Annotated in this window: 39 protein-coding genes, 1 tRNA gene and 1 pseudogene; 19 read left to right on the top strand and 22 right to left on the bottom strand. The window is 59.7% G+C overall.

Going from position 1 to position 25,283, the window contains the following annotated elements:
• The first annotated feature begins 2 nt into the window (after positions 1-2).
• Entirely contained in the window at positions 3-1,154 is a 1,152-nt protein-coding gene (locus tag QTA58_RS22940) for a CapA family protein (protein WP_289670999.1), read from the top strand.
• A gap of 160 nt (positions 1,155-1,314) precedes the next feature.
• Here the strand turns inward: QTA58_RS22940 and QTA58_RS22935 are convergent.
• Positions 1,315-1,389, bottom strand: a tRNA-Asn gene (locus tag QTA58_RS22935).
• 192 nt (positions 1,390-1,581) lie between these two features.
• Between QTA58_RS22935 and QTA58_RS22930 the strand changes: the two genes are divergently transcribed.
• Positions 1,582-1,836 (top strand): hypothetical protein, encoded by a 255-nt coding sequence (locus tag QTA58_RS22930; RefSeq protein WP_234811292.1) that lies wholly within the window; start codon positions 1,582-1,584, stop codon positions 1,834-1,836.
• Between the two features lie 4 nt (positions 1,837-1,840).
• Here the strand turns inward: QTA58_RS22930 and QTA58_RS22925 are convergent, their stop codons facing one another.
• Positions 1,841-2,482: an exopolysaccharide biosynthesis protein gene (locus QTA58_RS22925; protein WP_289670998.1), complete on the bottom strand. Its 642-nt coding sequence runs from the start codon at positions 2,480-2,482 to the stop codon at positions 1,841-1,843.
• Between the two features lie 419 nt (positions 2,483-2,901).
• On the opposite strand from QTA58_RS22925, the gene QTA58_RS22920 reads away from it, so the two are divergent.
• The gene (locus tag QTA58_RS22920; protein ID WP_289670997.1) at positions 2,902-3,183 is read left to right on the top strand and encodes a hypothetical protein; all 282 of its coding nucleotides are present in this window, start codon (positions 2,902-2,904) and stop codon (positions 3,181-3,183) included.
• 175 nt (positions 3,184-3,358) lie between these two features.
• Here the strand turns inward: QTA58_RS22920 and QTA58_RS22915 are convergent, their stop codons facing one another.
• The 16 genes from QTA58_RS22915 to QTA58_RS22840 form a co-directional block, all read right to left on the bottom strand.
• Complete coding sequence (locus QTA58_RS22915) at positions 3,359-3,676, bottom strand: DUF982 domain-containing protein (RefSeq protein ID WP_289670996.1); 318 nt, start codon at positions 3,674-3,676, stop codon at positions 3,359-3,361.
• Between the two features lie 394 nt (positions 3,677-4,070).
• On the bottom strand, positions 4,071-5,327 hold the full coding sequence (locus tag QTA58_RS22910) for a hypothetical protein (RefSeq protein ID WP_289670995.1): 1,257 nt from the start codon (positions 5,325-5,327) through the stop codon (positions 4,071-4,073).
• Positions 5,327-5,566, bottom strand: coding sequence for a hypothetical protein (locus tag QTA58_RS22905; protein ID WP_289670994.1), 240 nt, complete (start codon positions 5,564-5,566; stop codon positions 5,327-5,329). The genes QTA58_RS22910 and QTA58_RS22905 overlap by 1 nt, the downstream gene beginning before the upstream one ends.
• 202 nt (positions 5,567-5,768) lie before the next feature.
• The gene (locus QTA58_RS22900) at positions 5,769-5,981 is read right to left on the bottom strand and encodes a hypothetical protein (protein ID WP_289670993.1); all 213 of its coding nucleotides are present in this window, start codon (positions 5,979-5,981) and stop codon (positions 5,769-5,771) included.
• The gene (locus QTA58_RS22895; RefSeq protein WP_289670992.1) at positions 5,982-6,407 is read right to left on the bottom strand and encodes a hypothetical protein; all 426 of its coding nucleotides are present in this window, start codon (positions 6,405-6,407) and stop codon (positions 5,982-5,984) included. It lies immediately after the preceding gene.
• Positions 6,404-7,906: a hypothetical protein gene (locus QTA58_RS22890; protein WP_289670991.1), complete on the bottom strand. Its 1,503-nt coding sequence runs from the start codon at positions 7,904-7,906 to the stop codon at positions 6,404-6,406. Before QTA58_RS22890 ends, QTA58_RS22895 begins: the two co-directional genes overlap by 4 nt.
• Complete coding sequence (locus QTA58_RS22885) at positions 7,903-8,307, bottom strand: hypothetical protein (protein WP_289670990.1); 405 nt, start codon at positions 8,305-8,307, stop codon at positions 7,903-7,905. The genes QTA58_RS22890 and QTA58_RS22885 overlap by 4 nt, the downstream gene beginning before the upstream one ends.
• Positions 8,304-8,495, bottom strand: coding sequence for a hypothetical protein (locus QTA58_RS22880; RefSeq protein WP_289670989.1), 192 nt, complete (start codon positions 8,493-8,495; stop codon positions 8,304-8,306). The genes QTA58_RS22885 and QTA58_RS22880 overlap by 4 nt, the downstream gene beginning before the upstream one ends.
• Positions 8,492-8,734, bottom strand: a complete 243-nt coding sequence (locus tag QTA58_RS22875) for a hypothetical protein (RefSeq protein WP_289670988.1) — start codon at positions 8,732-8,734, stop codon at positions 8,492-8,494. Before QTA58_RS22875 ends, QTA58_RS22880 begins: the two co-directional genes overlap by 4 nt.
• 92 nt (positions 8,735-8,826) lie before the next feature.
• Positions 8,827-9,330: a hypothetical protein gene (locus QTA58_RS22870; protein ID WP_289670987.1), complete on the bottom strand. Its 504-nt coding sequence runs from the start codon at positions 9,328-9,330 to the stop codon at positions 8,827-8,829.
• 2 nt (positions 9,331-9,332) lie between these two features.
• Positions 9,333-10,289 carry a phage recombination protein Bet gene (gene bet / locus QTA58_RS22865; protein ID WP_289670986.1) on the bottom strand — a complete coding sequence of 319 codons (957 nt, stop codon included), beginning with the start codon at positions 10,287-10,289 and terminating at the stop codon, positions 9,333-9,335.
• Positions 10,289-10,816, bottom strand: a complete 528-nt coding sequence (locus QTA58_RS22860; protein WP_289670985.1) for a siphovirus Gp157 family protein — start codon at positions 10,814-10,816, stop codon at positions 10,289-10,291. The genes bet and QTA58_RS22860 overlap by 1 nt, the downstream gene beginning before the upstream one ends.
• Positions 10,816-11,049, bottom strand: a complete 234-nt coding sequence (locus QTA58_RS22855) for a hypothetical protein (RefSeq protein ID WP_289670984.1) — start codon at positions 11,047-11,049, stop codon at positions 10,816-10,818. Before QTA58_RS22855 ends, QTA58_RS22860 begins: the two co-directional genes overlap by 1 nt.
• Entirely contained in the window at positions 11,042-11,320 is a 279-nt protein-coding gene (locus tag QTA58_RS22850) for a hypothetical protein (protein ID WP_289670983.1), read from the bottom strand. Before QTA58_RS22850 ends, QTA58_RS22855 begins: the two co-directional genes overlap by 8 nt.
• Positions 11,321-11,544: 224 nt before the next feature.
• The gene (locus QTA58_RS22845) at positions 11,545-11,736 is read right to left on the bottom strand and encodes a hypothetical protein (protein WP_289670982.1); all 192 of its coding nucleotides are present in this window, start codon (positions 11,734-11,736) and stop codon (positions 11,545-11,547) included.
• Positions 11,737-11,742: 6 nt separating this feature from the next.
• The gene (locus QTA58_RS22840) at positions 11,743-12,063 is read right to left on the bottom strand and encodes a hypothetical protein (RefSeq protein WP_289670981.1); all 321 of its coding nucleotides are present in this window, start codon (positions 12,061-12,063) and stop codon (positions 11,743-11,745) included.
• Positions 12,064-12,526: 463 nt separating this feature from the next.
• On the opposite strand from QTA58_RS22840, the gene QTA58_RS22835 reads away from it, so the two are divergent.
• A complete protein-coding gene (locus QTA58_RS22835) occupies positions 12,527-12,829 on the top strand; it encodes a hypothetical protein (protein WP_289670980.1) in 303 nt (100 codons plus the stop codon).
• 33 nt (positions 12,830-12,862) lie between these two features.
• Here the strand turns inward: QTA58_RS22835 and QTA58_RS22830 are convergent, their stop codons facing one another.
• Entirely contained in the window at positions 12,863-13,333 is a 471-nt protein-coding gene (locus tag QTA58_RS22830) for a hypothetical protein (RefSeq protein WP_289670979.1), read from the bottom strand.
• A gap of 419 nt (positions 13,334-13,752) precedes the next feature.
• On the bottom strand, positions 13,753-14,448 hold the full coding sequence (locus QTA58_RS22825) for a helix-turn-helix domain-containing protein (RefSeq protein ID WP_289670978.1): 696 nt from the start codon (positions 14,446-14,448) through the stop codon (positions 13,753-13,755).
• 138 nt (positions 14,449-14,586) lie between these two features.
• Here QTA58_RS22825 and QTA58_RS22820 point away from each other — a divergent pair, with 138 nt between their 5' ends.
• The 8 genes and pseudogenes from QTA58_RS22820 (at position 14,587) to QTA58_RS22785 (ending at position 21,552) form a co-directional block, all read left to right on the top strand.
• The gene (locus tag QTA58_RS22820; RefSeq protein ID WP_131818958.1) at positions 14,587-14,778 is read left to right on the top strand and encodes a hypothetical protein; all 192 of its coding nucleotides are present in this window, start codon (positions 14,587-14,589) and stop codon (positions 14,776-14,778) included.
• A pseudogene (locus QTA58_RS22815) lies at positions 14,775-15,017 on the top strand (DUF2312 domain-containing protein); the annotation flags it as partial. The gene QTA58_RS22820 and the pseudogene QTA58_RS22815, both read left to right, overlap by 4 nt.
• 749 nt (positions 15,018-15,766) lie before the next feature.
• Positions 15,767-15,955 carry a hypothetical protein gene (locus QTA58_RS22810; protein ID WP_289670977.1) on the top strand — a complete coding sequence of 63 codons (189 nt, stop codon included), beginning with the start codon at positions 15,767-15,769 and terminating at the stop codon, positions 15,953-15,955.
• Positions 15,952-16,098: a hypothetical protein gene (locus tag QTA58_RS22805; RefSeq protein WP_289670976.1), complete on the top strand. Its 147-nt coding sequence runs from the start codon at positions 15,952-15,954 to the stop codon at positions 16,096-16,098. Before QTA58_RS22810 ends, QTA58_RS22805 begins: the two co-directional genes overlap by 4 nt.
• 342 nt (positions 16,099-16,440) lie before the next feature.
• Positions 16,441-16,848, top strand: a complete 408-nt coding sequence (locus tag QTA58_RS22800) for a hypothetical protein (protein WP_341850273.1) — start codon at positions 16,441-16,443, stop codon at positions 16,846-16,848.
• Positions 16,849-16,890: 42 nt separating this feature from the next.
• A complete protein-coding gene (locus QTA58_RS22795) occupies positions 16,891-18,108 on the top strand; it encodes a phosphoadenosine phosphosulfate reductase family protein (protein WP_289670974.1) in 1,218 nt (405 codons plus the stop codon).
• A gap of 7 nt (positions 18,109-18,115) precedes the next feature.
• On the top strand, positions 18,116-19,057 hold the full coding sequence (locus QTA58_RS22790; protein WP_289670972.1) for a hypothetical protein: 942 nt from the start codon (positions 18,116-18,118) through the stop codon (positions 19,055-19,057).
• Entirely contained in the window at positions 19,054-21,552 is a 2,499-nt protein-coding gene (locus QTA58_RS22785; protein WP_289670971.1) for a DNA methyltransferase, read from the top strand. Before QTA58_RS22790 ends, QTA58_RS22785 begins: the two co-directional genes overlap by 4 nt.
• 5 nt (positions 21,553-21,557) lie before the next feature.
• Here QTA58_RS22785 and QTA58_RS22780 read toward each other — a convergent pair whose 3' ends face one another.
• Both QTA58_RS22780 and QTA58_RS22775 read right to left on the bottom strand, forming a co-directional pair.
• Entirely contained in the window at positions 21,558-21,803 is a 246-nt protein-coding gene (locus QTA58_RS22780) for a DUF982 domain-containing protein (RefSeq protein WP_289670970.1), read from the bottom strand.
• 137 nt (positions 21,804-21,940) lie between these two features.
• Entirely contained in the window at positions 21,941-22,243 is a 303-nt protein-coding gene (locus QTA58_RS22775; RefSeq protein WP_341850283.1) for a DUF982 domain-containing protein, read from the bottom strand.
• 140 nt (positions 22,244-22,383) lie between these two features.
• Here QTA58_RS22775 and QTA58_RS22770 point away from each other — a divergent pair, with 140 nt between their 5' ends.
• The 7 genes from QTA58_RS22770 to QTA58_RS22740 are packed head-to-tail and all read left to right on the top strand — an operon-like array spanning position 22,384 to position 25,236.
• Positions 22,384-22,581 carry a hypothetical protein gene (locus QTA58_RS22770; RefSeq protein WP_289670968.1) on the top strand — a complete coding sequence of 66 codons (198 nt, stop codon included), beginning with the start codon at positions 22,384-22,386 and terminating at the stop codon, positions 22,579-22,581.
• Positions 22,581-23,141: an HNH endonuclease gene (locus QTA58_RS22765; RefSeq protein ID WP_289670967.1), complete on the top strand. Its 561-nt coding sequence runs from the start codon at positions 22,581-22,583 to the stop codon at positions 23,139-23,141. Before QTA58_RS22770 ends, QTA58_RS22765 begins: the two co-directional genes overlap by 1 nt.
• A complete protein-coding gene (locus tag QTA58_RS22760; RefSeq protein WP_289670966.1) occupies positions 23,138-23,512 on the top strand; it encodes a DUF1064 domain-containing protein in 375 nt (124 codons plus the stop codon). Before QTA58_RS22765 ends, QTA58_RS22760 begins: the two co-directional genes overlap by 4 nt.
• Positions 23,509-24,252 (top strand): hypothetical protein, encoded by a 744-nt coding sequence (locus tag QTA58_RS22755; RefSeq protein WP_289670965.1) that lies wholly within the window; start codon positions 23,509-23,511, stop codon positions 24,250-24,252. Before QTA58_RS22760 ends, QTA58_RS22755 begins: the two co-directional genes overlap by 4 nt.
• Positions 24,249-24,512, top strand: a complete 264-nt coding sequence (locus QTA58_RS22750; RefSeq protein ID WP_289670963.1) for a helix-turn-helix transcriptional regulator — start codon at positions 24,249-24,251, stop codon at positions 24,510-24,512. Before QTA58_RS22755 ends, QTA58_RS22750 begins: the two co-directional genes overlap by 4 nt.
• Positions 24,509-24,976: a hypothetical protein gene (locus QTA58_RS22745; protein WP_289670962.1), complete on the top strand. Its 468-nt coding sequence runs from the start codon at positions 24,509-24,511 to the stop codon at positions 24,974-24,976. Before QTA58_RS22750 ends, QTA58_RS22745 begins: the two co-directional genes overlap by 4 nt.
• The gene (locus QTA58_RS22740; RefSeq protein ID WP_289670961.1) at positions 24,973-25,236 is read left to right on the top strand and encodes a hypothetical protein; all 264 of its coding nucleotides are present in this window, start codon (positions 24,973-24,975) and stop codon (positions 25,234-25,236) included. The genes QTA58_RS22745 and QTA58_RS22740 overlap by 4 nt, the downstream gene beginning before the upstream one ends.
• Positions 25,237-25,283 lie beyond the last annotated feature (47 nt).

The following is a 25,283-nucleotide window of genomic DNA, read 5'->3' as shown; positions in this document are numbered from 1 at the left end:
CCATGCCGCTCACCGTCGCCGTCACCGGACAGATCCTCATCCACGGTCCGCTCGATCTTTCGGGTGAGGGACAGCGCAAGGTCCGGGATTTCCTCAAGGCGGATGTCGTCTTCGGCAATCTGGAGGCGACGGTGGAGACGGCCGGCAGCTGGCCGACCAAGACGAAGACGCTGCATCTTGCCTCTCCGGAAGCGCTTGCCTCGGTACGGGAACTCGGCTTCCACGCGCTCACGCATGCCAATAACCACGCCTTCGATCTCGGTCCGCCGGGCATCGCCGCGACACACGCGGCGGCAGAGGCCGCCGGGCTGAAGCTCGCCGGCAGCGGCGCAAACATCGACGAGGCCGCAGCACCGGTCGTCGTGCCGGGACCGGGGAAATCGCTGGCGATCTTCTCCGTCGATCTCGGGCCGCAGCCGGATATCAACTATGCTTCGGCCGACCGCGCCGGGATTTCCCCACTGCGGATGAAGCGGACGGTGGCCGTTCCGCCCGCGGAATTTGCGACGTTGCGGCGGATCGTCGGTTCGCTCGGAGACGACCGGCGCAGTGCTGCGCGCGCGGCGGTCGGGTATGATGCGGCAGAACGGCCGGAACTGGAGGTCTTCGGCACGTCGGTCGTTTCCGGCGATGCCATCGATGCCCGTTGGTCGGCGGACGGGAAGGATATGCAGCGCCTCGTCGCCGGCATCGGTGCCGCCAAGGCCGCCGGACATCTGGCGGCGGTGGCGATCCACGGCCATCATTGGGATTCGAACTGGAAAGTCACGCCGGATTGGCTGCTCGATCTTTGCCGCAGTCTGATCGACGACGGTGCGGGCCTGATCCTCGGCACCGGAGCGCCGGTCATGCAGCCCATCGCCTTTCATCGCGGGCGGGCGATCGTTCCGGGTCTCGGCAATTTCGTATTCCACACACGCCGCCCCGAAACCTACGACGAAAAGGGCGTCGATGTCTGGCGCAGCGCTGCGATCCGGCTCACGCTCGCCGATGACGGCTATTGTCAGGATCTGGTGCTGCTGCCGCTTGCCGTCGGCAGGCCGGCGCCAGGACGGCCGCATGGGCCTGTGCCGCTGCATGGGGCGGATGCGGACGAAATCCGTGACCGCGCATTTTCCGGGATAGCCGTCGGGGACCGCCGCTTGATCCGATGAGTCCGGCATCCTCGCGATCAGTTCGCGGGATACTCATTTCATCGAAGAAGAACTGGGTCTGTGGCTAAGGAAAGCTTGGCCCGGCAACGCCTGCTCACAACCCGCAATCGATGGCCTGAAACGGCCAGAGCGCGCCTTTCGGCGCGCTCTGGCGAGAAACTGGCTCCCCGGGCCGGATTCGAACCGGCGACCTGTCGATTAACAGTCGAATGCTCTACCGCTGAGCTACCAGGGATCAACCGCTTGGGTCGCGGCGTGTGCGGGGGGTAATACAAATGCTTTGGCGTTTTGCCAAGCGGTTTTTGCAAAAAAATCCAACTTGGTTGTTTTATCCCCGTCGAAGCCCCATTTGCACGGAAAAGATTGGCTTTTCGGATAAGGAGTTTCATCCCCGGTGGCAGGCGAGCGGAAATCGACAAGATTCGGAATGGACCCGCAGAGCGGCAAACTGGCGCTCGGCAGCTTGCAGATTCCCATGCCGCGTTCGCGGATCGGTCGGGTCATTGTCGGTGTCGTGTTGATATTCGGCGGCACCTTGGGTTTCCTGCCGATTCTCGGCTTCTGGATGCTGCCGCTCGGGTTCCTGGTCCTCTCGCACGACCTGCCGCTCGTGCGGCGGCAACGGCGCCGCATCGCACTCTGGTGGGCAAGGCGCCGGGCGCGCAAGGCCGAGCAGAACTGAAGGCTCAGCCGAACAGCGAGGCAAGCCCCTGGCCGGCGCTGAAGGCGACATAGGCGAGCACGCCGAAATAGATGACCGTGATGACGTTGAAGACGTAGCCGCCGAGCACGATGAGCCCGTCGCGCTGGATCATGCCCGTCGAGAGCAGCAGGATCGCGATGCCGGGCAGCGTGTTTGAGAAGGGCACGAGGCCGAGCGGGAACATCAGCAGCACGCCGGCGACGGCGATCGCGAGACCGTTCATCCGGTTGACGAGCCTGCCGGTCGTGAGCGCCGAAAGACGCGGCTTTAGAAAGCGGTCGAGGCGGGAGACGATGTTGACGCCTTTTTCGAGTGCCGGCACCAGCTTTTGGGTGTCGAGCTTGCGATCGAGGATCTTCTTCGGCAGCCAGGGCAGGCGGTTGGCCATGATCGCCAGGCTGATCAGGATGATCGCTGCGCCGAATACGGTGCTGACGCCGGGAATGGAAACGGGGATGAGGAAGGGCAGGGAAGCCACGGCGCAGATGAGAAGCAGGCCCTGCTCCCCGACCGCATCCATCAGTTCGCGCAGCGTGACCGATTGTCCCTTGATGCCGTCGATGAGCTGGCGCAGCGTTTCGCCGAGCGAGGCCGAGGTATCCTGAAATTCGATGTTTCCGTTCAAATCAATGCTCCGCAAAGCCCCAGCGGCCGGATGCATAACAGCATTCGGCCTGTGAGCAAAGACCTGAGCAAAGGCCGTGAGGCCGCATGCGCGGATCACGGCATCGAGCGAAGCCCTATCTGGAGCTGAATGGCTTGCGCTCTATTTCGTCTGTACCCAATAGTCATAGGCGCCGCAGGCGAGCACGATCGCGAGGATCGCGATGACGACCGGATTGAGTGTTGTGATGAATTCCAGATATTCCACGACGGTTCCTCCTACCGCATGTTCGCCGCCCGGTGACTCCCCACCATGACAACGCCATCATTCTAACACAGTTCCGCCTGCTTCGCTACATTAGCGTTTCTGCACGGACTCTGGCATGCCCCGTCCCGAATCGTTAAGATGGTTCGCGGGATTGAAGACGAGGGCAGATATTGATGTTCAGAGTGATAGAGGGCGGCCTTTCGGCCCGCCCATCGGCGGCGGCCGGGCCGGCGGACGATGCGGCTCCGAGCCTGGAAGACGTGCTTCGGGAAGCCGAACGGCGCATTGAGGCAACCGGCTACGAAAGCTGGCGCAATCGGGAGACGCTGACGGGCATCCCCGTCCCGCGCGAGATCCGTTACCTGGCAATGCAGATCGGTTACGTGGCGGAAGCCATCGGCAGATTGGCCGACATTCCGGCCGATTTCCGCTCCGACCACTATTGGCCCGCCTGAAGGCCGCGATCCGTGCCGCAGGCGCCGCGAAAGATCGGCGCGATCGCGTCGATCACCTCTAAAGATGCAACCTGCTCGCACGGCAGGAAAGGGAGCGGCTCTTGCCCGTGAAGTCGTGCTCGTTCTATCTCCGGCGAACGCACGACGCATATCGGACCGGCACTAAAGGCCTGGGTCAGCTCAGCATTTTCGCTTCGATGCTGGCAAGGACGAAGGTTTCCCGCACCTTTTCCAGGGGGAGCCTGCGCTGCAGGCAGGCGGCGCATTCCTTCAGGGCCTTGATATAATAGGTACCTTCCCGCACCGGCCAGCGCCATTTGAGATATTCCAGGGCCTCCCGCGGGCCGCGGATTGTTTCGGGAAAACCGTATCCGACACGTACTCTGACTGGGGCACTCCACAAGGCTTCGTTTGCTTCGGTTACGTCACTGATCATTTCCACACCTCGCATTGCGGCGCAGACAACCCGTAAGGCAGGGTTTAGTTCCATCATTTTTGATGAATTTTTCCGGTTCCGGCTCGCCGCTGCTTTCCCGCGGCGGCTCCGGAACTCGACGGAAACCACTCCGGAAGCGCCGCATCGGCCGCGGGCATCTCCTGAAGATCGGGGAGTTTGCTGCTGTCGGCGCCGGACCTCGTCTTGTAGATAGCCGGGGGACGTAGCGACGGAATTTTTATCCCTCGGTAACGGTCTTTCGCCTTGTTCAGGAAAAAGACGACAATCCGCTCGAACCCGCTTGCACCGTCATTCGATTCGTTCTAAACGCCCGACACCACTCGCTCTTCATGCGTTCGGACGGCCTCGTGGCGGAGTGGTGACGCAGAGGACTGCAAATCCAAACAGGTTTGAATGATTTCAATGCGGTTTCTGAAAAGGAAGCCGGAAATCACGACTTTTTGGCTGTTTTCGGCTCATTGATTTTACTGACGTTTTCCGAGTTTTCAGAAATGCCGAACCGCCGTTTGGTGGCCTCAAGCACTCGCTTTTCGGTCTCTTTCGCATAGCCGCGATAGGCCGAGCTCGTCCGGTGCTTCGACAGTACCCGGCCCTGTCCCTCCGTCAGGCCCATCTCCTCCAGTTCCGTCATCCCGCCGTGCCGCGCCTTGTCCAAGGTGAAGCCGGGGGAAAGAACGCCTTCGGCCGTCAGCTTGTCGGCGATTTCGCGGACGTCCTGAGACAGGCGCGTGCCATCCCCGAACAGCTTCCCATTCTTCTGGCAGACGATGGATGTGCCGTATTTTGGCACGCGTTTGAAAATCGCCTCAGCTTGGGCGTACAGCGCGACGACGGCTCCGGCCTCGTCGATGTACTCAAGAGGGTGCTCCGCGCGCTCTCCGGTCTTCCTGTGGCTGAATATGATCTTGTCAGGGGCGCTCTCGCCGCGATAGCCGGTCCATGGAGCATAGCCGGCGCCGATGTTGCTCGGGCGTAGGAAGAATTCGAACGCGAGGACCGCAGCAGCGGCAAGCTCGGGTCGCTTCAATCTGATGGCGCCTTCGGCAAAGGCGTAAACCGCTTCGCGGTCAACGTGCCCCTTCACCTTCTTTGCCCGCCTCTTGATCGTGACGCCTTCCCACGGATTGGGGGTATCCTGGCGAAACAGGTCGGGATAATGCGGCTTCATCCGCTTCCACATGGCTTTGCAATAGGTGACAACCTTCTCTGAGGTCCGGCCTGCGCCTTCGTCGGCAAAGGTCTTGTAGATCTTCTCCGCCGTGCTGACGCCGATGTTGGCGATCCTCAAATCCCCGACTCGGAAAAGCTGTTGCGTAGGTTCGCGGGTTATTTGCGTGTCACAGACCCGATCGAAGATGCGCCGGTAATCCGGGCGGCTGAATTCTCCCACCCGCTCGAGAAAACTGTCGTGGCGGAGATAGGAGTTGACCAGCCACTCGACTGTTCCGTGGCGCGTGGTTTCCGGCTCAGCCATAGGCGAGCGCTCTTTCCTCCACCCGTCCATGCGCTCATTCCATACGGCGGCCGCTTCGTTCAGTTCTTTTTGTGTGAGATCGTGGCCGAGGGTAACGGATGTGAAAGGCGCGCCGGCCTTCCTGTAAGCGGTCGGGCAAGTCCAGTAGAAGGTGACCGATCCTCCCTGTTTCCGCTTGAACGAGGTGTATTTCGGCATTGTCATCGGCACCATCAGAAGACCTCCGGGTCTCCGCCGACGGCCTCTGGATTGATCACCCTGTCCAGATCGATCTTGCGCCAAGCGCGGAACTTCCCTTTGCCGGTTCCGGTCTCAATGAACGGCCGCGGCCAGATAACGCCCACGCGGCTGATGAAGGCGTCAACCGTCTTCTCGCCGGCATAGGCAGCCGCAAGCTCGTCCCTGAGGACAGCAGGCCAGCATCCGGTCGGGATTACAGCTTCCTTCGCCATCAATCCCCGCTTTCCCCGCTATTCACATCGCGGTTGTCCACAGGGGCCTTTCGGATCGCGTTTCTGCTCGTGACCATGGTGTAGCCGTCAGCGAAGCGTACGAGGCACGAGTTCATTGCCTTGGCGCGTACAATGACTTCGCAAAGCTGGTCTTTGCGGCCCTGCCGATTCCAGGCGTATCGATACGGGAGAGCGGGTGCCGTCATTCGCCCTTCTCCTCGCGAAGTGCGGCGCGGCCGGAAAGGTAGTCTGCCAGCATCTTGTTTGCTTCGTCTGCCGGAACCGTTCTCAGGTCCGCCATGCAGTTGTTCGATTCTCGTCCCGGTCTCGACAGTGCCTTGTATTTCCCAAGAGCGAGAATGGCCCCGCATCGGTCGCAGATGAGAAGTTCATGAGCTTCATAGCGTACAGGCATCTACCCCTCCTGCTCTGCAAGGCGACGGATGGCGGCGGCCACCTGCTGGTTTACGTCGGGTTCAAGGTTGAAGAACGAGAGCTGCCCCCGGCATGGGATCAGCGGGAGCGGGAAGGCATCGCGCAGGACAAATCCGAATTTGCCGTAGAACCACTGGCTATCCATCTCGCGGACGCAATCTACGATGCGAGCCATGCCGACGACACCGCCACGCGGCATCGCCATCTCCCGTTCATCGTCCTTGTCAATCTCGGATTTCGAGACGCCCGCATGCACGATGAACCAGCCGCGGCCTTTCGTCGGCCAGTCGCGGTTCTCTACGTCCTTCCCGTCATGGAAGATATGATGCGGGTACGGCTGCTTGATGCTAAGAGCCTTGATCTCACCAGCGGCCACACGATCGGCAAGTTTGAGGAGGTCGATCATATCTCATCCTTTCGCGGGGATGGGGTGGACGGTGACGGCGATGGAGGGGTGGCCCTCGTTCGGGATGGTGGGGTTTTCACGGAAATGAGCGCAGCACGCGCGTTTCGGAACATGCCCAGCCTCAGCTTTCCGAAATTTCCATTGATGGAACCGACCCGCTGAAAGTTCGGAAATTCATCGCTGATGCCGTCTATTACATCAGCAAATGGCCGTAGAATTTCACGAAGACGTTCGTTCTCGGAAGCTAGTTCCGCCCACGCTCGGCAAACGTTAAGGCTATCCTTCGTTGCGATAACTCCGTCATCACATCCCAACGTTTTTGTTGTGGGTGGGTGACGCGAGATCTCGGCGCTCTTGGCTTCCTGCCAGGCCTGGACTGCATCCGGGCCCCTATCGAACACGTTGTCTGGCGTGATGAAGTCCAAATAGCTCGGACCATCATTAGTATGTGGCAACGTGGCGTGGGCCACGGCTGCTTCAACAGCCCTGCGCATCCCTTCCTCGGTGCTCCAACCGAAGTCCTGATAGGCTCGCCATGCGCGATCTACCATTTCATCCGTCACCCGCACATGTGTTTCGGGTGATGGGGGTGTCTCCCCCTGCTCTGGGGTGGAGAGGGCGGAGTGACGGGAGTGACAACGAAGGTCAAGCCATTCAGATACGCATTGAAGTGCGACCTTAGGGTCATCGCCAAACTCAGCGATCAGATCCTCTATCTTGTCGGCCAACTTGTCGGCATCGCCCACAGCAGCCAAGGCACGTTCCGCCCGTATAGCGCGGTGCATGGATTCATGCTGCCTTTCCCGCATATCCGATATTCGTTTGCAAACGAAGTCTATATCCAGCCGGTATTCCTCACCGTGGCGGAGGAAGAGTTCCGACCCGCCGCCGATCGCGTTTGAAATCCTCGCCGTGCACCTTTTAATCCAGCCGAGGACATCATTCACCTGCGCCTCTGAGGCTGATGGGGAGGGGAGTGCTACAGGCAATGCAGAACCGACCGGCTTTGCGGCTTGCTTCGCCCTGATCTTGTCGACTTTGGTCCAGATGCGGGCCAACTCGGCTTCACCAGCCTCGTGCATATCGAGATCATGTGCGAGGCAATAGGCGGCGAGTGTGACCATGACGCCGCCGACTTCTTGACGAGGCTCACCCTTGGGTCTGGAATAGGTATATTCTTCCAGCGCTCGAATGCGCTCGCGCGGGTAATCGCCGGACTGCAGGAGTTCGAAAACCTCCTCAAGCAGCCGGTCGCCGCGCTCGAGCTTGTCGCCCGAAATCTCTGCGCCAAAGCATGCCATCATCCAAGGCTGCACCCGTGCCTGAAACGGTTCACCAGCAGAGGGAAGGGTGAGGGCGGCTTCCAACGTCGCCCGCATTTCGACGCGGAACTGATCAGCCGTCCAAGGTGCCATGCCCTTGTCCCAGGTGACTTCGTCCTTGAACCATTTCCGCAGAGCGGTCTCGACCTGTTCATCCGTGATCGTGCGTTCGGTCATGGCTTGCGAGCCTCCAAAATGATCTTGATTGCCGCTTCCGTATCGCCCGACACCCGCCAAAGCCGGTCGGCTAGCGTGTTCGCGTCGATGCCATGGGCTTCCCACCATGCCTGCTCGTGCCCGGTCTTATGCTGGGCGTTCGGGCCGGTGCGATGTTCGTCCGGGAGCAGGGGAAGGGTCCAGTTGTCGCCGGCCTTGGTGCCTTTCCCGCGCATGTGCTTTCCGAACCGCTTGTCGGGAAAGTTGACGTGCGCGGCCTCGCAGCCGAAGGCGCCGGAGATTACAGAGGGCAGGGAGGCGATCCAGGCGAGGTGCCGCGGATCTCGGATCTCCTGCACTTCCTTCGCGCGGCGGGTGTCGGCAAAGGCCGTATCGGGGCGGCGGATGGCGAAGGCGGTCATTTGCGCCTCCTAAAGAGCCGCCGGAACCACGAGACATGCCCGATTTCGTCGCGGAACTCGTTTACCCGCTGCTGCGCCTCGATCTCTTGTCGGAGCTTTTCGGTCGTCTCATTGCGGCGGGCGAGATAAGCGAGGGTGGATGCTCTCGCGTGTGGATATTTGCGGAGGTGGTCGTCGGCGGTCGTCATCGGCCACCGCCATTCGCGGCAAAGAGCGCGAGCCTCTGCTCAATGCCGGGGACCAAACCCTCATTCAGCATTCCGGCGGCCTTGCGGGGATCTCCTTCCATGCAGACTAGGAGGATCGTCGCAATTGCATGTTCGGCCGTGACGAGAACCTCCGCCTGATGTGCGACTGGATTTCTACCGTCCAGGATTGCCTTCGCAGCGATCATAGCGCGCTCGGTGTCTTTGACGTTTTCGCTCATGAGAGGGCTCCCAAGTAAAAGCACGTGTTCCAGATCGGCTTGCGAACCACATGCCGACCTGTCTGTTCCTCGGGGTTGATGCGAAAGGGGTGTCATGCCGCCCTCCCTTGCTCTTCCGGCTCGGCTCCAATCAGAGCGGAGCACCAGTCGAGAACCTTTTCCTTGCTGTCCTGAAACTTCTTCTTGTCCATGGACCGATAATCCTGGCTCATAGCGTGGTAGACGGTGACGATGGAATCCTTGACCGTGACAAGCTGATACGTGTCGTAGGGCCGGATCGCCGCCGCCAACCGCCCAGCTTCCGCAGCCGATTTGCAGGCGTGCTGCGTCATCGTGTGGAAGCCGGTCCGGATCAGGGCATATTTCCGAAGATGCTCTTCAGTCGGGAACTGCTCGGAAAGATGCTCTGGCAGGCTTTGCCAGAGGTCGTGCAGCGTGGCGAAATAGTGCGCGTGGGTTGCGCTGGAGCGAACATAAACCTCGTCGAGCGTATATGTCTCGCCTACGATAAAGCGCTCATCGCATTTCCGCGCCCAATGCCGATTGACTGGCTGGAAGGCTTCGCCGGTCCAGATGAAGGGGAGGGGCTGCGTCATCGCTAACCTGCCATCATCGGATGGTTGCGGAGCGCATCGTCAACTTTTGCCTGACGCTTCTGGCGGGCGGCCTCGATGCGTTTTTTCAGCTCGAGCGCATCGCCGGGATGACGAGCCCAATAGATTTGAAGGGTTGCCCGGTTCGCGTCTTCCCATTTAGCAACAGCCGATACATCGATCTGGCCGATATGCTCGATGACGCGATCGAAGAACTGGCCGTCCGGCACGTTCTCCAAGGCAAACCCGTCGCCCCACCAGACTGTGAGCGCATCCTTTCCGCCGATCGCGCGGAGCCGATTTTCCTCACGCTCTTGCTCGACGATTTCCGTCGCCGTGAGATCGAGGACCTTCGCCCGGTCCATCTCGGCTTCATCGTAAAGGCCGGTGAACTGCTCGGGCCAGCCGGCACGCAGTGCCTGCATCTCTGCGCATTTGGCAATCATGAGCCGCGGCATCCGGCACCAATTGCCGGAGTCATCCAGCGTCTGCTTGCCGGTCTTGTAGCTCTTGCCGTTTTGATCGTTCGTCGCCCATTCATCCTTGATCGGCGCGAACTCGTCCCAGAAGGCTTGACCGGCGACCTCGTACCATTCGCCGCTTTTCGGATCCTGCTTCCACAGGTAGGTGGTGGCGGAAACGACGCCATGAGGGTTCAGGGGTGAGCGGGCGTCATTGTCGATCTCGTAGGTCGGTGGCTTGCTGGCCGGCCGGTAGTCGCCGCAGCGCTGCGCAATGACACGCTGGCCGTCGCGACTGATGATGATCGTCATGTTCCGTTTGGCGGGATTGTTCTTCGAGAAGACCATAGGGATGATCTGCTTCAAGAACGGATCGAGGCCCTTTGCCCTAGCAACCTCCATGAAGAGGTTGAACTCCTCGTCATTGCAGTCCTTGGCAATCGTCTGCTTGACGAGGGTAAGCTGGCGCGGGGAAAGATCGAATTTCGTGATAGCGTTCATTATCGCCTCCGGACAGTCAGGGAGAGAGAACCGCTGTCGAGCGTGGCGCCGGGGATTTCCTCATTCGCCTTGAGAGCTTCGGCAAGCGCCTTCTTGTCGAGCTTCGGAGCAGGGCGCTCCTGCTCGATCCAGAAACGGGTCGGAATGTCGGCCTCATTGGTGATGACCAGGCCGGGAGCCCGCTTGGCGAGGGAGATTGTTGCCGACGGTAGCTTGAGCGACGTCTGATCTGTCATGACCAACGCCTGCTCGATTAGGGCGCGGACACGTTCGGCGCGGTCCTTCTGCGCCTTCTTTCGGGCGTCAAAGGCTTTGATCTTCTCGTCCAGGCCGGCGATCAGGATTTCGCACTCATCGATCTCGGACAGCGCCGCGTCGATCGCTTCCATGAGGTTGGTTTCGCCCTCGATCGTGTCGGCGACGAGCTCGGCATCATCCTCTATGCCTTGATCCCTGAGACCGGATAGCAAGTTCTTTGCCGCTTCGATCTGGATCAACATTGTGCGTTCAGCATTCACCGCGGTCATTAAACTCTCCCTGCGATTTCGTGCCGCCGGTCCATGTCGCGCAGCTCGTTGATGGTGATGAGGAACGCCGCCGACACCGCGAACCAAGCCACAAAGGCGAAGGCTATGCGGGAGCAGGGCGGGAAGGGCGGCTCGGTTCGTTTCTGGAACCTGCCAAGATCGATGGCGCGGGACCGGCATTCGCCGGGAGTGCAGGAGCAGCCGTCAAAGGCGAGGATGGTGCAGTTACGCATCGGCCTGCTCCTTGACGAGAGCGGCGCGGGCACGGCGAAAGTCGCCGGCCTGGAATGCGGCGTCGTCATCATCCACGAACTCCGCATCGTCGTAGCCGCAATTATCGAGAAGGTTTGCGATCCAAGCGAACGGCTTCAATGCCGCCTCAAGCTCGGCAATCCGCGCATCCCTTTCCGCCAGCGCAGACGTGTGGGAGGCGAGGGCGGTTTTGAGCCGGGCATTCTCGTGCTTGTCGGCGAATTCCGGCTTGCTGACGTGGATGTGGTTCATGAAGCCCCACGTCCCGGACGGCTTGGAGGCGTCCGTACCGAAGGTGCATTCGTCACAGAGCGGAGCGCCGCAAACGAACTGACCGCAGAAGTCGCACCCGTGCGTGGCTGGCTGGCCGCAACTGGAGCACTTGGCGGCCGCATGCTCTTCGCAGAGATAGCGTCCATGCTCGACGGGCTTCCCGCAAGAGTATCCGTAGGTTGAGAATGTGCAGGTATCAGCCATCACTGAGCCGCTTCCATCTGCTTGAGGGGATAGACGGCGAAACCCAGCTCGCGGGCGAGGTCGGTGAACTGATGCTCGACCGTCTCGCGATGAATGTTGCTGTGCTTCGTGTCGTACTGAGCGGCGACGAGAGCCTCAAGCAGTTCGGAGGCGGCCAGCTTCGCCAGCGGGAAATGGATGCGTTCGTTCATGGCGGCTTACTCCGCTGCGATCTTGAAATGGTGGGGGATAGGGAACGGGAAGCGGGCGAACACGCCCTTCCATTCCAGTGCCTTGCGCTCTTCGGCGGTGCGGCCGACGAGCTGGCTGTTGAAGACGTCCGGCATCAGAGGCTCGATGAGCGGACCGGTCGCGCCGAGGGCATCGGCCTTCACCTGCAGGTCGTAAACGTCCCTGATCTGGCGCAGATAGTTCCGGCCGGTGATGACCTCGCCCTTGCGGTGCTTGCGGCGGGCGCGCTCGATTGCTTCCGACAAATCCTGCACGGCGAGACGGAGCGCGTCGGTCGTGCGGTTCATTTGCTCGATGTGCTGCATTGCCGGTCCTCATCTTGTCGCCGTCCCGTCGGAGCTTCTCTTGCGAGGTGTTCGGGGCGGCCGATGAGAAGAATGTACGCAAATCATACATCGCAGTCAAGCGTGAATGTATGAAAAACTTACATACGATGACGAACGAAGAATCTTTAACGTTCAGGCCGAATCACTCTCGACTCTTCGCCGCTGTTCTGTTTTCGTAAGAACGAAAGGAGAACAAAGATGGGGCTGGAGTTAGCGAGATCACAGTCGCCTGTGCGGCTGCACATCCGTTGCGAGAATTGCTTGCGTGAAAGTTCAAGGCTCTTGGAGCCGCCACCTGGTGCCGAGTTACCGGACGATCCGTGTGCGTTGGCGGAGGAGGGCTACCTCGACAACCTGCCGTTCTTTTGCGGCCACTGTGAAAGCGTGATCGGCCGCCTTTTCGCGATCAGCGGAGGAAAGCGTTATGGATAGGGAAGTGCTGGAATTCATCATCGTGCCACCGTTCGACCGGCGGCATGAAATCACCAACTCAAGGGAGAGGATGGAGCATTACCTCGGCAATCGGTTTCCTGGGTACAGCTTCAAGCTGGTCGCCTTCGCGCCAGTCGGCGACGAAGACGATTTCCGCGTCCTGCCGGTGATGAACTTCATCGACGGGGAGGGGGTAAGCCGGATGTGCGAGGAGCCGAAGCGGTGGCTGCTGCAGGAGATCGGTGCTGCTTGCTCGGAATTCGAACTAAAAGGAAAGCGAAGCTTCGCAGCCTAGAAAAAAACGCAGAAGTCGGAATGGTTCGTTTGGTCAGTTCCGACCTTTTATCAACTGCGCTATCTGGCTGACGATCTTTGTGAAGCCTGAGGTCCCTGACTGGGTGATTGCATATATGATGCCGATCGCCAACCCGTTTCCGAAGGTGAGCTTCTGGCTGTATACAAGCCATCCCAGGCCTGCGAGAACAGCAATCGCTGCCAAGACTTGGATGGCGAGTGCCGTGTAGGCTTGAGCGCGCCCAAAGTTGAAACGCGATGTGCGCGACTTTTTCGAAAACTCACGCGCCTCATCGTTCATCGCTTTGATGAACCCGGGGTCATGCTTTTCGATGACCTCAATAAGTAAATCCGGTCTGTCAGTGTATTGATTAATTTGAGCAATTATCTCGGCGTATAGAGCCGGGGGGATGCCCTCTGGGGCAGGCGGCAGGACATCGCCTTCTTTGACGTCATCCTGCCGCGCTGTTGTTTTTGGCCTTGAAGGGCCGCGCGGCTTACGCATGCTTAGCGCGCTTCCTCATTTCAGCGATGAACGCCCTATGGAAGAGCTTCGGGTACGCTGCTATCTCAAGCGCGAACGTATCCTCACTAAGCGTGTCCCATGCATCCTCAACTAGCGGCGGCTCAAGAGTGTAGCAGCTAGAGTAGATGCACTTGGAGCCAAACTTGTCTCGCGACGGTTTGGCCGTGGCGCGGACTATCTGCCGTTTGCTGACCGATTTTAACATGTCGCTACCTTTGGGTTCATACCCATCGATACGGATCCGCATCCATGGGCAGCTATCACACATAATATGGAGATTGAAAAGTTAATTTTCATCCAGTATATGCGCGTGCCTTGCAGGAAACTGACTAAAGGCAGCATCGTTCCGCTTTTCAGGCTGGACTAGGTAAAGCATCTACATAAGCGTTCAATGCCTTTCAAAATCCAGGCAACGTATTCAGCACCATCCTGACCAAGCCGATTACCTCGACTGAAACGCCGTCGTCAGTATCGAACTGCCGATGCACGATGATTGGTTTGTGCTTCGGATTGCTCGATCGAGGATGAAACTCCGTCCGGTCTTCGTAGATCTCGATCTGCTTGACCGACCATTCCCGCATGTGGCCGCCGTCGCGGGTGCGCTGGACGACAACCACCATTCCATCTCTCAGCACGACACGGCCGGCGATATCCTCGTAGGCGGTGGCGACGACCGTATCGCCTGGCAGGATCGGGCGCGGCTTCAGCTCGTTCATGCTGTCACCTTCCACGTCGAATATGAGCTGCCTGGCGTTCGGGAAATTCTCATCGCGCGGAACGGTGATCTCTTCCGGCTCCGACTGGTCGAATTCGTCGACTTCACGAAATAGGCCGGCGGCGACGATCCCGGCCTTTCGTGCCGGCACCCACTTCGATGAAGAAGGCTTGATCTCACCACCTGGCGGGTCAACGCCAAGATATGCGGCGATCTTCGGTATTTCGTTGACCTTGAGCTTCCGCTTGCCTTTCAAAAGCTGGGTGATCTGCGGATGCGCGATCCCGAGGTGGGCGGCAAGGCCTACCTGAGTTTTGCCCGGCTGTTTCAGGGCTTCCCGGATCCAATCCAGATACATGTCGGTCGGTGCGTCAGTCATTGTACAATTTTCGCACAAGCCCGAAAAACATGCATTTAGGAAAATCGTACATTCACTATTGCCTAAACTGTATGAATAACGTACATTGCTGGTATGAGATGCGAACCGGCAAACACGATCATCAAGAAGTTCAAGGGCTTGAAGCCTCTCGCTGAGGTGACCAACGTCCAGCCGCACACCGTCATGCGATGGCGCATGCCGAAAGAGAAAGGCGGGACCGGCGGTGTCGTGCCCCACTGGCATATCCCGGCCATTCTTGAAGCTGCTCGCGAACGCGGTCTCGACATCCGTCCATCTGATTTTGCACCGGTGCTGGAGACTGCAGCATGACGAACGCACAAGGCGTAGCCCGCGACCAACTCCGCGCCTTCATTGAGCGCATCGAGCGCCTCGAAGAGGAAAAGAAGACCGTCGCCGACGACATCAAGGATGTCTACGGCGAGGCCAAAGCCATGGGCTACGACACGAAGATCATGAAAAAGGTCATCGCGCTCCGGAAGAAGGATGAGCAGGAGCGCACGGAAGAGGAGATGATCCTCGATTCCTACCTCGCTGCACTTGGCATGATCCCTCAGTTCGAGATGTTCGAACCGGACGAGGTAAAACCGGCATCCCGAGAGGAACGCCGTCGCCAGCGCATGTCGGAAGACATGGACGACCACAAAGTCCTCATCGACGAGATGGCCGATGCTGGCCTGATCTCCGAAGACGCTCGCGCAGAGAACAAAGCCCTTGCGGATGCAGTCGCCACAAAGTTTGGCAACGGTCCTGCAAAGGCTCTTCAATCCCCGCGCAAGGCGGCGGAGGCGGTATCCGAGAGGACCCGCACCAATCCCGTGGCGAACGTCGGGGAGGAGGCTGCGGACGAGATCGCCGCTGTTTCTGATGATCCGGCTAGTAGGGCCTCTGAGGAGAGCGAGCGTCAGCGCGCCTCGATGGTCGGCTTTGCTGACGATTGCCGAACCGGAGGCAAGGAGCAGTCGGCTGCGGCCGCTGCACCGGTAGGGGATGCCGCCGCGAATGCACATGGCATCCCCGACACCTTTTCCGAAAACGACGCCGTCGCGGCTGTAGCGACGGTTCTCCCCAGCGCCGAGCGCGTAACTCCCCATAGGTCGGGCAGCGCCGCCGCCAACGCAGGAGGCGATCATGTAGACCGCGAACAATCCTCCGCTGCAACGGCCGGAGCGCTCGTCAGACAATCCGCTCCGGCCTCTTTCAACCTCAGACCTCATTGCCAGCACCGCGACATGTGTCGCTCGGGAACGATCGACCACTGCCATTCGTGCAAGGTCGCGATGCGGGAAAGGGAGATGGCATGAGCATCCTGGTCACCCACGACGGCACTTGCATCATCGTCGATCCCGAACTCGGCCCGGTCTCTGGCCGGAACCGGGAAGAAGCCGAAGCCGAAATCCGCCGGCGCAAAGCATTGCGACAGCGGTCCGACGGCGGGCTCAACATCATTCATCGGCACGTGGAAATCCAAACGGGGAGGGTCGCATGACCGCGGCATTCGTCACCATTGGAATTGCTTTCGCCCTGATCTGTATCGGCTGCGCGGTGATCTTCTGCATCGTTGGAGCCAGGTGCGAGCAGGCAAAGGACGAAATCGGGACTGAGTTTCCAAAACTGGCGGGCGGGGACTGATCACACCTCCGTCAGGGCTGCCGGTCCGTCTCCTCCTCCCGTGGACCGGCAGCCATCACTTTGATCCTCACCCTATCGTCTTTGAGCCGCATCACGACGGCTTGGACGAGAGGGCCAAGGGGTTCGAACGGGGCCGAAGACACCGGCGGAGTGTCTTCGGCGGCAGGGCAAGCGGCGGATTTAGCCCTGCGAGGGAAGGGAATTACGGCATCCAGGCGGCGTCCTGAGCCGGAGAGGGAAATGCCCTGATTGGCGTCAGTGCTTCCCTCTCCATCAATATCGGTCCTGCACATCTGAAGTCTCCGTGGAACGAGATCAGGTTTAGCGCAGGAGGCCGACAAGGTGTTGGGTTTCAACGACAAGGATTTGGGTTCTCGCCCCAAGGAAGTAGCTGACAGGAAGAAGGTAATGAGTCCGACTTTGACGGCTAAAAACTTGATGAGGGATGCGTGGCCGCTCCAGCGGTACGTCAAACTCGACAACATTTTCTATGAAGCAGTGCGGTTCATTTCACCGCGCGTCACCAAGAAATTTACCGCCCGTCGCGCCCGCTCGATCTGGGAAGGCACGGCGCGCCGGATCGATAGCGATGAAATGGACGCCTTACGGGCGGCTCTGATCGAGGAGAGCAAAATTGAAGCACGAGAACTCCGCGCCCGTCTGGCTTCGCTGGATCAAAAGATTGCCTCCTTTGAGGCGGCTGCGCATCGCCAAGCGGTGGCGCGCCCGGGCCAAGAAATGGGCCGATAGGGCGGACTGGATTTGCCCGGAATTGAAAGGGGATGACCAACGATGAGCATCCATCAGCCGACCCTATTCGAAGGCGTTAAGCGCCTGGTCTATGACGAGGCAGTCGAGATGACGCTCCAGTCGATGCAGGCCTATGGTCCCGCTCACGACCATTGGGTGTTTGCCTTCTCTGGTGGCAAAGACAGCACCGCGACACTGACCGTCATAATGCACCTGATGGATGCCGGCCGGCTTGATCCACCAAAGACGATCACCGTCCTTTATGCCGATACCCGTATGGAGCTCCCGCCGCTTGCGATCGCCGCTGCTCGTCTGCTCGATCGCCTCCGGGCTCGCGGGATTCATTGCGAGACCGTGTGCGCCCCGATGGATCAGCGCTTCCTCGTTTACATGCTCGGTCGTGGTGTCCCGCCTCCGAACAACAACACCTTTCGTTGGTGTACCCGGCAGATCAAGGTCGACCCGATGACGGCGGCGTTGGAGCGTCGGATCAACGAGCTCGACGGTTCTATCCTCATGATTACCGGAGTTCGGCAGGGCGAGAGCGCTGTACGCGATGGTCGCATTGCCATGTCCTGCGGCAAGGACGGCGCTGAGTGCGGGCAGGGCTGGTATCAGCAGGTCGTTCCTGAGGCCAAGGGTATCCGTGGTCGGATCGCAACGCTCGCCCCGATCCTTCACTGGCGCGTCTGCAATGTCTTCGACTGGCTCAAGATATACGCACGGATGGAAGAGTACGGCGCCTGGGATACCTCGGCCCTCGTGGATGCCTATGGTGGCGACGAGGCGCAAGAGGTCAACGCTCGAACCGGATGCAACGGTTGCCCGCTCGCTGCTCGCGACTTGGGGCTCGAGACTGTTATCCGCGTTCCGTACTGGTCTTACATCGCCCCTCTGCTCGGCCTGAAACCGCTTTACCGCGAACTGCGCGAGCCGCGCAATCGGCTCAAGAAAACCGGCATCGATGCCAACGGCGATATTGCCACGGCGAAGAATAAGCAGCGCATGGGGCCGCTCACCTTCGAAGCCAGGCGGATGGCGCTCGATCGTGTCTTGTCGATCCAAGCCGAAATTAACCTGTCCGCTCGCCAGATTGGCCGTCCAGAAGTCGATCTCATCGATGCGGGAGAGGAAGCCCGCATCCGCGAATTGATCGCTCTCGGTACCTGGCCGAACGGCTGGGCCGGCGATGAACCTACCGCGGACACCCCAATGGATGCCGTCTTCGCCGACGGATCCGTTCAGCCGCTATTGATGTGAGCCTCCGATGAGACGCCCGAGACCTTTCGATTATCTAAGCTGCGCGTTGCCTAGGGCGCGGTCTTCTGCGGCGCGGCTCGACTTCTCGCAACCGCTCAATCAAGCGCTGGTTGAAGTCAAGCCGGTCGACCCCAAAGTGAGCGTGCCGGTGGCAGTCGGGGCATACTCCGATCACGTTGCAAGGGCTGTCGGGGCCGCCGTCGGACAGACGATGCACGTGGTGGCATTCGATGTAGAGGCTGCCGTTGGCGCGTTCAAAAGGTCCTGGACGCCGGCAATGCTCGCACTGCCCACCGGCGCGAGCCAAGACGTAGTCTCGAACGTCGCAGCTCCGAGCGAAGACACTGCGCTCTACAGGGACGCGTTCGGGAGTTGGCTCTGCAGCCTCGAATGCTCGGCGGCGAAGCTCTTCAATATCGACTTCCGCATTCGGCAAAATCGGTTCGACGTGTTCGATGTTGACGACGACGTCTCCTACGCGGCGCAATTCGAAAACGATTGCATCTCGCATCTCGTCATTGCGATCTGGCGCGCGTTCGTAATGGTGACGCTCGTAGACCATTTCACCATCATAGCGAAGCCCGCCGGGCACCGACGTGAACAGGTGGATAGCTTCACCGTTTTTCCAAGAATCCACAATAGCTCGGTTGCCAGACTTCATTTCCATCGGCCCGACCTGACCTTGGCCAAAGTACTCGAAGACACCATCGCCTCTCCAGCGATCGGCATAACCGTGCTGGCGTCCTTCCTCGCCGCTTATGATGAAAATGATGGGGGTGTTGGCGGGAGTGATGATGCCGCTGCGCTGTTGCCCGTTGTAGACGCCGTGGATATCCGCGACGCGATTGTAAATCTGGCCGATGTTAAAGGGCATGCCGTCCTCGCTGAAATCACGCCTACTCTTATGGGGTGCGGCTCTTTCTGCAACGTTAAGGAGGCGGTCGAATGAATTACGTCGACTTCCTCAAGAACAAGATTAAGCTCGCTCCGGTCTCAGGCCTGCACGTTGATCCGCAAGACGTAAACCCGATCTTAAAGCTCCACCAGCGCGATATCGTCGTTTGGGCGGTGCGAGGCGGAAAGCGCGCGATCTTCGCGGCGTTCGGTCTCGGCAAATCGGTCATCCAGATTGAAATTCTCCGGCTGGTGACAAAGGTTGCCGGTGGCCGTGGGCTGATCGTTCTTCCCCTCGGCGTCCGTCAGGAGTTCCGCCGTGACGGCCAGATGCTCGGCGTCGATATCAAGTTCATCCGCCGCATCGAAGAAGCTGGTGAAACCGGCCTCTATATGACGAATTACGAGACGGTCAGGGACGGAAAGATCGACCCGAACCAGTTCCTCGCCGTCACCCTGGACGAGGCCTCGGTTCTTCGGTCCTACGGCTCAAAAACCTATCAGACGTTCCTCTCGCTGTTCGACGGCGTGAGGTACCGGTTTGTCGCGACGGCCACGCCCAGCCCGAACCGGTATAAGGAGCTGATCCACTATGCAGGCTTCCTGGGCATCATGGACACCGGACAGGCGCTCACCCGCTTTTTCCAGCGTGACAGCACCCAGGCGAACAACCTGACGCTCTATCCTCATAAGGAAAAGGAATTCTGGCTGTGGCTGAACTCCTGGGCGATCTTCCTGCAGTCGCCGGCCGACCTCGGGTATTCGGCTGAAGGCTACGACCTCCCGCCGTTCACGGTCATCTATCACGAGGTTCAGTCGAACATCGCCGACGGCGGTGTCGATCGCGACGGCCAGTCTGCCTTGTTCAGGGACACGGCCGTCGGCGTCGTCTCCGCATCTCGCGAGAAGCGCGACACGCTTGATGCCCGAATTGCCAAGATGACCGAGATCCTGGCCGAAGCGCCAGAGGATCATTTCATCATTTGGCATGACCTCGAGGACGAGCGCCGCGCGATCGAAAAGGCCGTTCCGACGGCCGTGTCGATCTACGGCAGCCAGGACCTCGACGCCCGCGAGGACGCCATCATCGATTTCAGCAATGGCAAGTTCCAATACCTCGCCGCCAAGCCGGTGATTGCCGGCTCCGGCTGCAACTTCCAGCGCCACTGCCACAAGGCAATCTTCCTGGGCATCGGCTTCAAGTTCAATGACTTCATCCAGGCGCTGCACCGCATCTACCGATTCCTGCAGGTCTATGAGGTCGAAATTCACATCATCTACGCCGAGAGCGAGCGGGAAGTCCTCCGCGCGCTGCAGGCGAAATGGGAGGCTCACAATCGCATGGTCGAGAATATGAGCGAGATCATCCGCCAGCATGGCTTGGACAAGCTCTCCGCAGCGGAGGTTCTGTCCCGCACGATCGGGGTGGAACGGATCGAGGCGAGGGGCGACGGCTGGCAGGTTGCCAACAATGATTGCGTCGAAGAGACGAAGCTGATCGCTGACAACTCCGTCGACCTGATCGTAACCTCTATCCCGTTCTCGAACCACTACGAATACACGCCGAGCTACAACGACTTCGGCCATACCGACAACGACGATCACTTCTTCCAGCAGATGGATTTCCTGACGCCGGAGCTGTTGCGCATCCTCAAGCCCGGCCGGGTCTACGCCTGCCACACCAAGGACCGGATCCTGTTCGGCAATGTCACCGGCATGGGAATGCCGACGGTCAATCCGTTCCACGCCCGAACGCTCTTCCACACCATGTCACACGGCTTCGCCTACATGGGCATGATCACCGTCAACACCGACGTGGTGCGCGAGAACAACCAGACCTATCGCCTGGGCTGGACAGAGAATTGCAAAGACGGGACGAAGATGGGCGTCGGCTCGCCCGAATACATTCTGCTCTTCCGCAAACTGCCGTCCGACACCTCGAAGGCCTATGCCGATGAGCGCGTTATCAAGGACAAGGAAGATTATACCCGTGCCCGGTGGCAGGTGGACGCTCATGCGTTCTGGCGGTCATCCGGCGATCGGCTGCTGACGCCGGAGGAGCTTGCAGCGCTCGGGCCCGACATGTTGGCCAAGGCTTTCACCGAATGGACGTTGAAAAACGTCTACGACTACGAGACGCATATCCAGATCGGCGAAGCGCTGGAAAAGCGCGGAGCTCTGCCTTCGACGTTCATGAGCCTGGCGCCCGGCGCGCACGATGCCTTCACCTGGCACGATGTGAACCGGATGCGGACGCTCAACGGCGACCAGACGAAGAAGGGTCTGGAAAACCACATCTGCCCCCTGCAGTTCGATATCGTCGATCGCCTGATCAAGCGGTTCTCGAATGAGGGCGAGCTCGTCTTCGATCCGTTCGGCGGGTTGTTCACGGTCCCGTATCGGGCGCTCAAGCTTGGCCGCCGCGGCCGCGCCTCCGAACTTAATCCCGGATATTTCCTCGACGGCATCAAGTACCTGCAGGCGATGGAGCGGGAAATCGCCACCCCGACGATGTTCGACATCTTCGAACGCGAAGAGGTGGCAGCCTGATGGTGTTACGCACTTACCAGCACGCCAGCCTCTCGGGCAGCCTCTACAAATGCGCTTCTAGCCTCGTCAGGCTTGTTCTTGCGTTCCAAAACGCCTGCGCACATCGCCAGGGCGCGCGTCAGTGCCGGGCCTTCCTCGATCGGCCAATCCTCAATGAGAGCCCAGGACGCGTCCTGTGTCGTGCCCACCGTCGTCTCGACCGGGGGCTCGCCGACAGCAACAACGACGGGTTTCGTCCAAGGCGTCTGCATCAAGTCTGTCCTTCAAATGTCGGAGGCAGACTAGAGCATATGTCACATCGACGCGAGGTGGCATAATGACCCTTTGCGAAACCTCGTGGCGTCATCAGAGAGGCCGCAATTGCAGCCTCTCCTCGTTCCGGGAACGATCAAGCGGAAATTCGTCCGCCGCCCGTCGTTCCGCCGATCATCCAGGGCTGGACCGCCGGCGCCTTCACGAGAATGCCCTTCTTCTTTCCGAAGGCCCGCATTGCGTCCCGCGCCACGTTAAGCGGCTTATGTCCGTCGTGGGCCATGAAGCAGGTCTTGAGGGTGACCTCATGGATGAGGTCTCTGTCGCGTTCGGGCCAATCCTCGAGAAAATCGATAGCATCATCGAGGGTGGTTATCTCACGGACGATGCCTTTCTTCTCTTTGAGATAAACCGGTCGGTCGAACATCTTCGGGGTCATTTCTACCTCACTGAAAACGTTGGTGATCAACAAGGAAAGCGCTGCGGCGCAGCGCCATCGTATGATCTGTGTTTTCTCGTTTTCCCTTTCAAGATCGCTGACGGGCATGCCGGAGTGGAATGCGAGAGGAGGGGGATCGCATGACCTTCTCCGAAGCCTATCAACGCCACGGGCCCGATACGATCGCCATCAGCGAAGCCCTCGGCATCCCCGAGCACGAGTCTGACCGGCTCATTAATGAGCGGATGGACCGGAAGTACTCCGACAAGGTCGAGAATGGCCGTCCCCGTGCCGATTTGCGCGACATCCGCGCCTGCACCCGCGCAGCGAGGCGATAATGTCTGAATTGTCTTTCGAAGACGTTTTTGAGCTACTTCATCTCGATACCGAGACTGGCAAGCTGTTCTGGAAACCTCGTGGCCCGCACCTTTTTAGCGAAGGCGGAAAGCGCGGCGCGCAAGGAAACGCGAACTTCTGGAATCGGCGGTTCGCCGGTCAGGAGGCTTTCACCGATACCAACGGAAGAGGATATCTCCGCGGGAGCATTTTCAACCGAAGGTATCGAGCCCACAGGATCGTTTGGCTGCTTCATACTGGAAAATGGCCGGCGGATCAGATCGACCACATAAATGGCGATCGGATGGACAATCGGCCGATCAACCTTCGCGAAGTAGATACTGCCGGCAATACAAGAAACCAGACACTAAGCCGCGCGAATACAAGCGGCGTTTGCGGCGTCCATTACCATAAGCAGATCAACAGATGGGTTGCTGAAATTACTGTTGATCGGAAGAGGATTTTTCTCGGGTCTTTCGACGATCGGGAATCTGCTGCAATCGTACGACTTGCAGCTCAAGAGAGATTTGGCTTCTCGGCGAGACACGGGAGGCCGGCATGACCGAACGCATGTCCGCCAAGCAGTACCAGGATGCGATGGCAAAGCCGAAGCGCGGGAACAAGTTCGGCGCCCGAAAGACAGTTGTCGACGGGATTACCTTCGACAGCAAGCGCGAGGCGGAAGTCTACGGCGAACTGAGGCTCCTTGAGCGCACTGGCCGGATCTCCGGTTTCGAGCGCCAGCGCAAATTCAACCTGATCGTCAACGGCAAGATCATCGGGAGCTATCGCGCCGACTTTGCCTTCATAGACCACGACCAGGACAGCCGATTCCGAGTGGTCGACGTGAAAGGCGTGATCACTCGAGACTTCCGGCGCGTCCAGAAGATCATCAAGGCAGCCTACAATATCGACGTCGAGGTGTGGAAATGACCGACTGGTTCCGCTCCTGGCATGGCGCTCCGACAGATCCGAAATGGCTTGGCATCGCGAAGCGTGCCGGCGTGGCTCCTGGGATCGCCGTGGCGGTGGCTTGGGCGTTGATGGATCGTGCCTCCCAGGCAGCCGACCGCGGATCGATCGAAGGCTATGACGCCGAAGGCCTTGCATATTTCTACGGCTGCGAGCCCGAGAACGTTGAAGCCATTGTCGCCGCCATGGAAGACAAGGGTATGATCGCCAATGGCAGGTTCTCCAGTTGGGAGAAAAGGCAGCCGAAGCGAGAAGACGGCGCTGCCGAACGCGCAAGGGAATGGCGCGAACGCAAACGAACGCAAGCGAACGCAAGCGCAACACCAGATACAGAGACAGATACAGATCCTTCGGAAGACGCGCGCGCGCCTGAAGTCGATCTTCCTTTCGAGGAATTTTGGGAAGCATACCCCAACAAGACGGGCAGGCCTTCGGCAGAAAGAGCCTTCTCCCAAGCCATCAAGCGCGCCAGCCTCGACGAGATCATGGTCGGCGTCCGTGCCTATGCCGCCAAAACCGACGATCGCCAGTGGTGCTCCCCGGTCAAGTGGTTGTCCGACGACCGCTGGAAGGATCAGCCAGCACGGCCTCCCGACAAGCCGCCTCCCAAGCCGAACGGCCTTGCTCACCTGCAGAAACCTCAAACCCGAGAAGAATACCTCCGCTCCGAATTGGAGCGTTCCGAAAGGAGCTTCAGATGATTGCGGTAACGAGTAGCGACAAACCGGACTTCCGGTTCGGAAAGCGAAACAAATCTTCACCGCTATGCCCGGTGAGCCCGCGCGAGCTGGAGTGCATCCGCTGGGCCTCGTTCGGCAAATCTGCCGAGGAGATGGCTGAGATCATGGGGACGACGCCCACGGCAGTGCGGGCGGCGCTCAACCGAGCCGGTATCAAGACCGGTTGCTATGGCCGCCCGGCACTGGTGGGTAAAGCTCTCAGGGAAGGGTGGATCGAATGACCCGGCTCGCTCGCGTAGACATGGATTCCGTTGCGCCGCTTCTTCCTGGTGACAAGGTTGCCGGCCGGGTAGCGGCGAAGGGGGAGCATTTCGAATGGGCGCCGACGCTGGCCGGCAAGGTTCATTCGAGCGATCCACTTATGACCCGCGCCCCGACGGCGCAGGAGCTCGGCCAGCCGGCGTTCATCGATCTCAAAGGCATCAAGATCGGTCGTCTGACGGTGATCGGCATCGCTGCTGAGGTCGTCTCGTCCAATGGCCAGAATTGGGTGGTTCGCTGCGTCTGCGGCGCCTACGAAACGCGGAAGGCCAGATACATCAAGGCCTGTGTCGCCGGAGACAATCCCGGCGCGACGGAACCGATGTGCGATTGGTGCCACCAGACCCGGCGGCTCCAGATGGGCCGGTGTAATCCGAAGAAGGCTGCTGCGGCTACCGAGGCGATCATGGAGGCATGCCGATGAGCGGCACGGCGAATACCTCGGCACCTCAAACACCAGCGCTAAAGAGCAGCTTGGAGCCCGCCATAAATGACGATGACGCCAATGAATATACCTACTATCGCCGCCGCTACGCAGCATCCGATCAGTATCATGCTGCCGCCTCCAAACTTTGGTTTCGGACGGTCGCTGCTCCGACCCGCTTTCCGGGTTTCCATGGCATTTCCGATCTTGTGACCATTGAAGACCCCGAACTACCGCCAAGCCGCGGTAGTTCCCAATGAGGATGCGCCAGCGCCCGGACTGAGGGCAATGCGTGCCCACACTACTG

Origin of the sequence: Neorhizobium sp. CSC1952, assembly GCF_030378245.1 — a bacterium.
GTDB lineage: Bacteria > Pseudomonadota > Alphaproteobacteria > Rhizobiales > Rhizobiaceae > Neorhizobium > Neorhizobium oryzae_A.
Note: the sequence above shows the minus strand (reverse complement) of the source record. Positions and strands in the feature narration are given on the sequence as shown.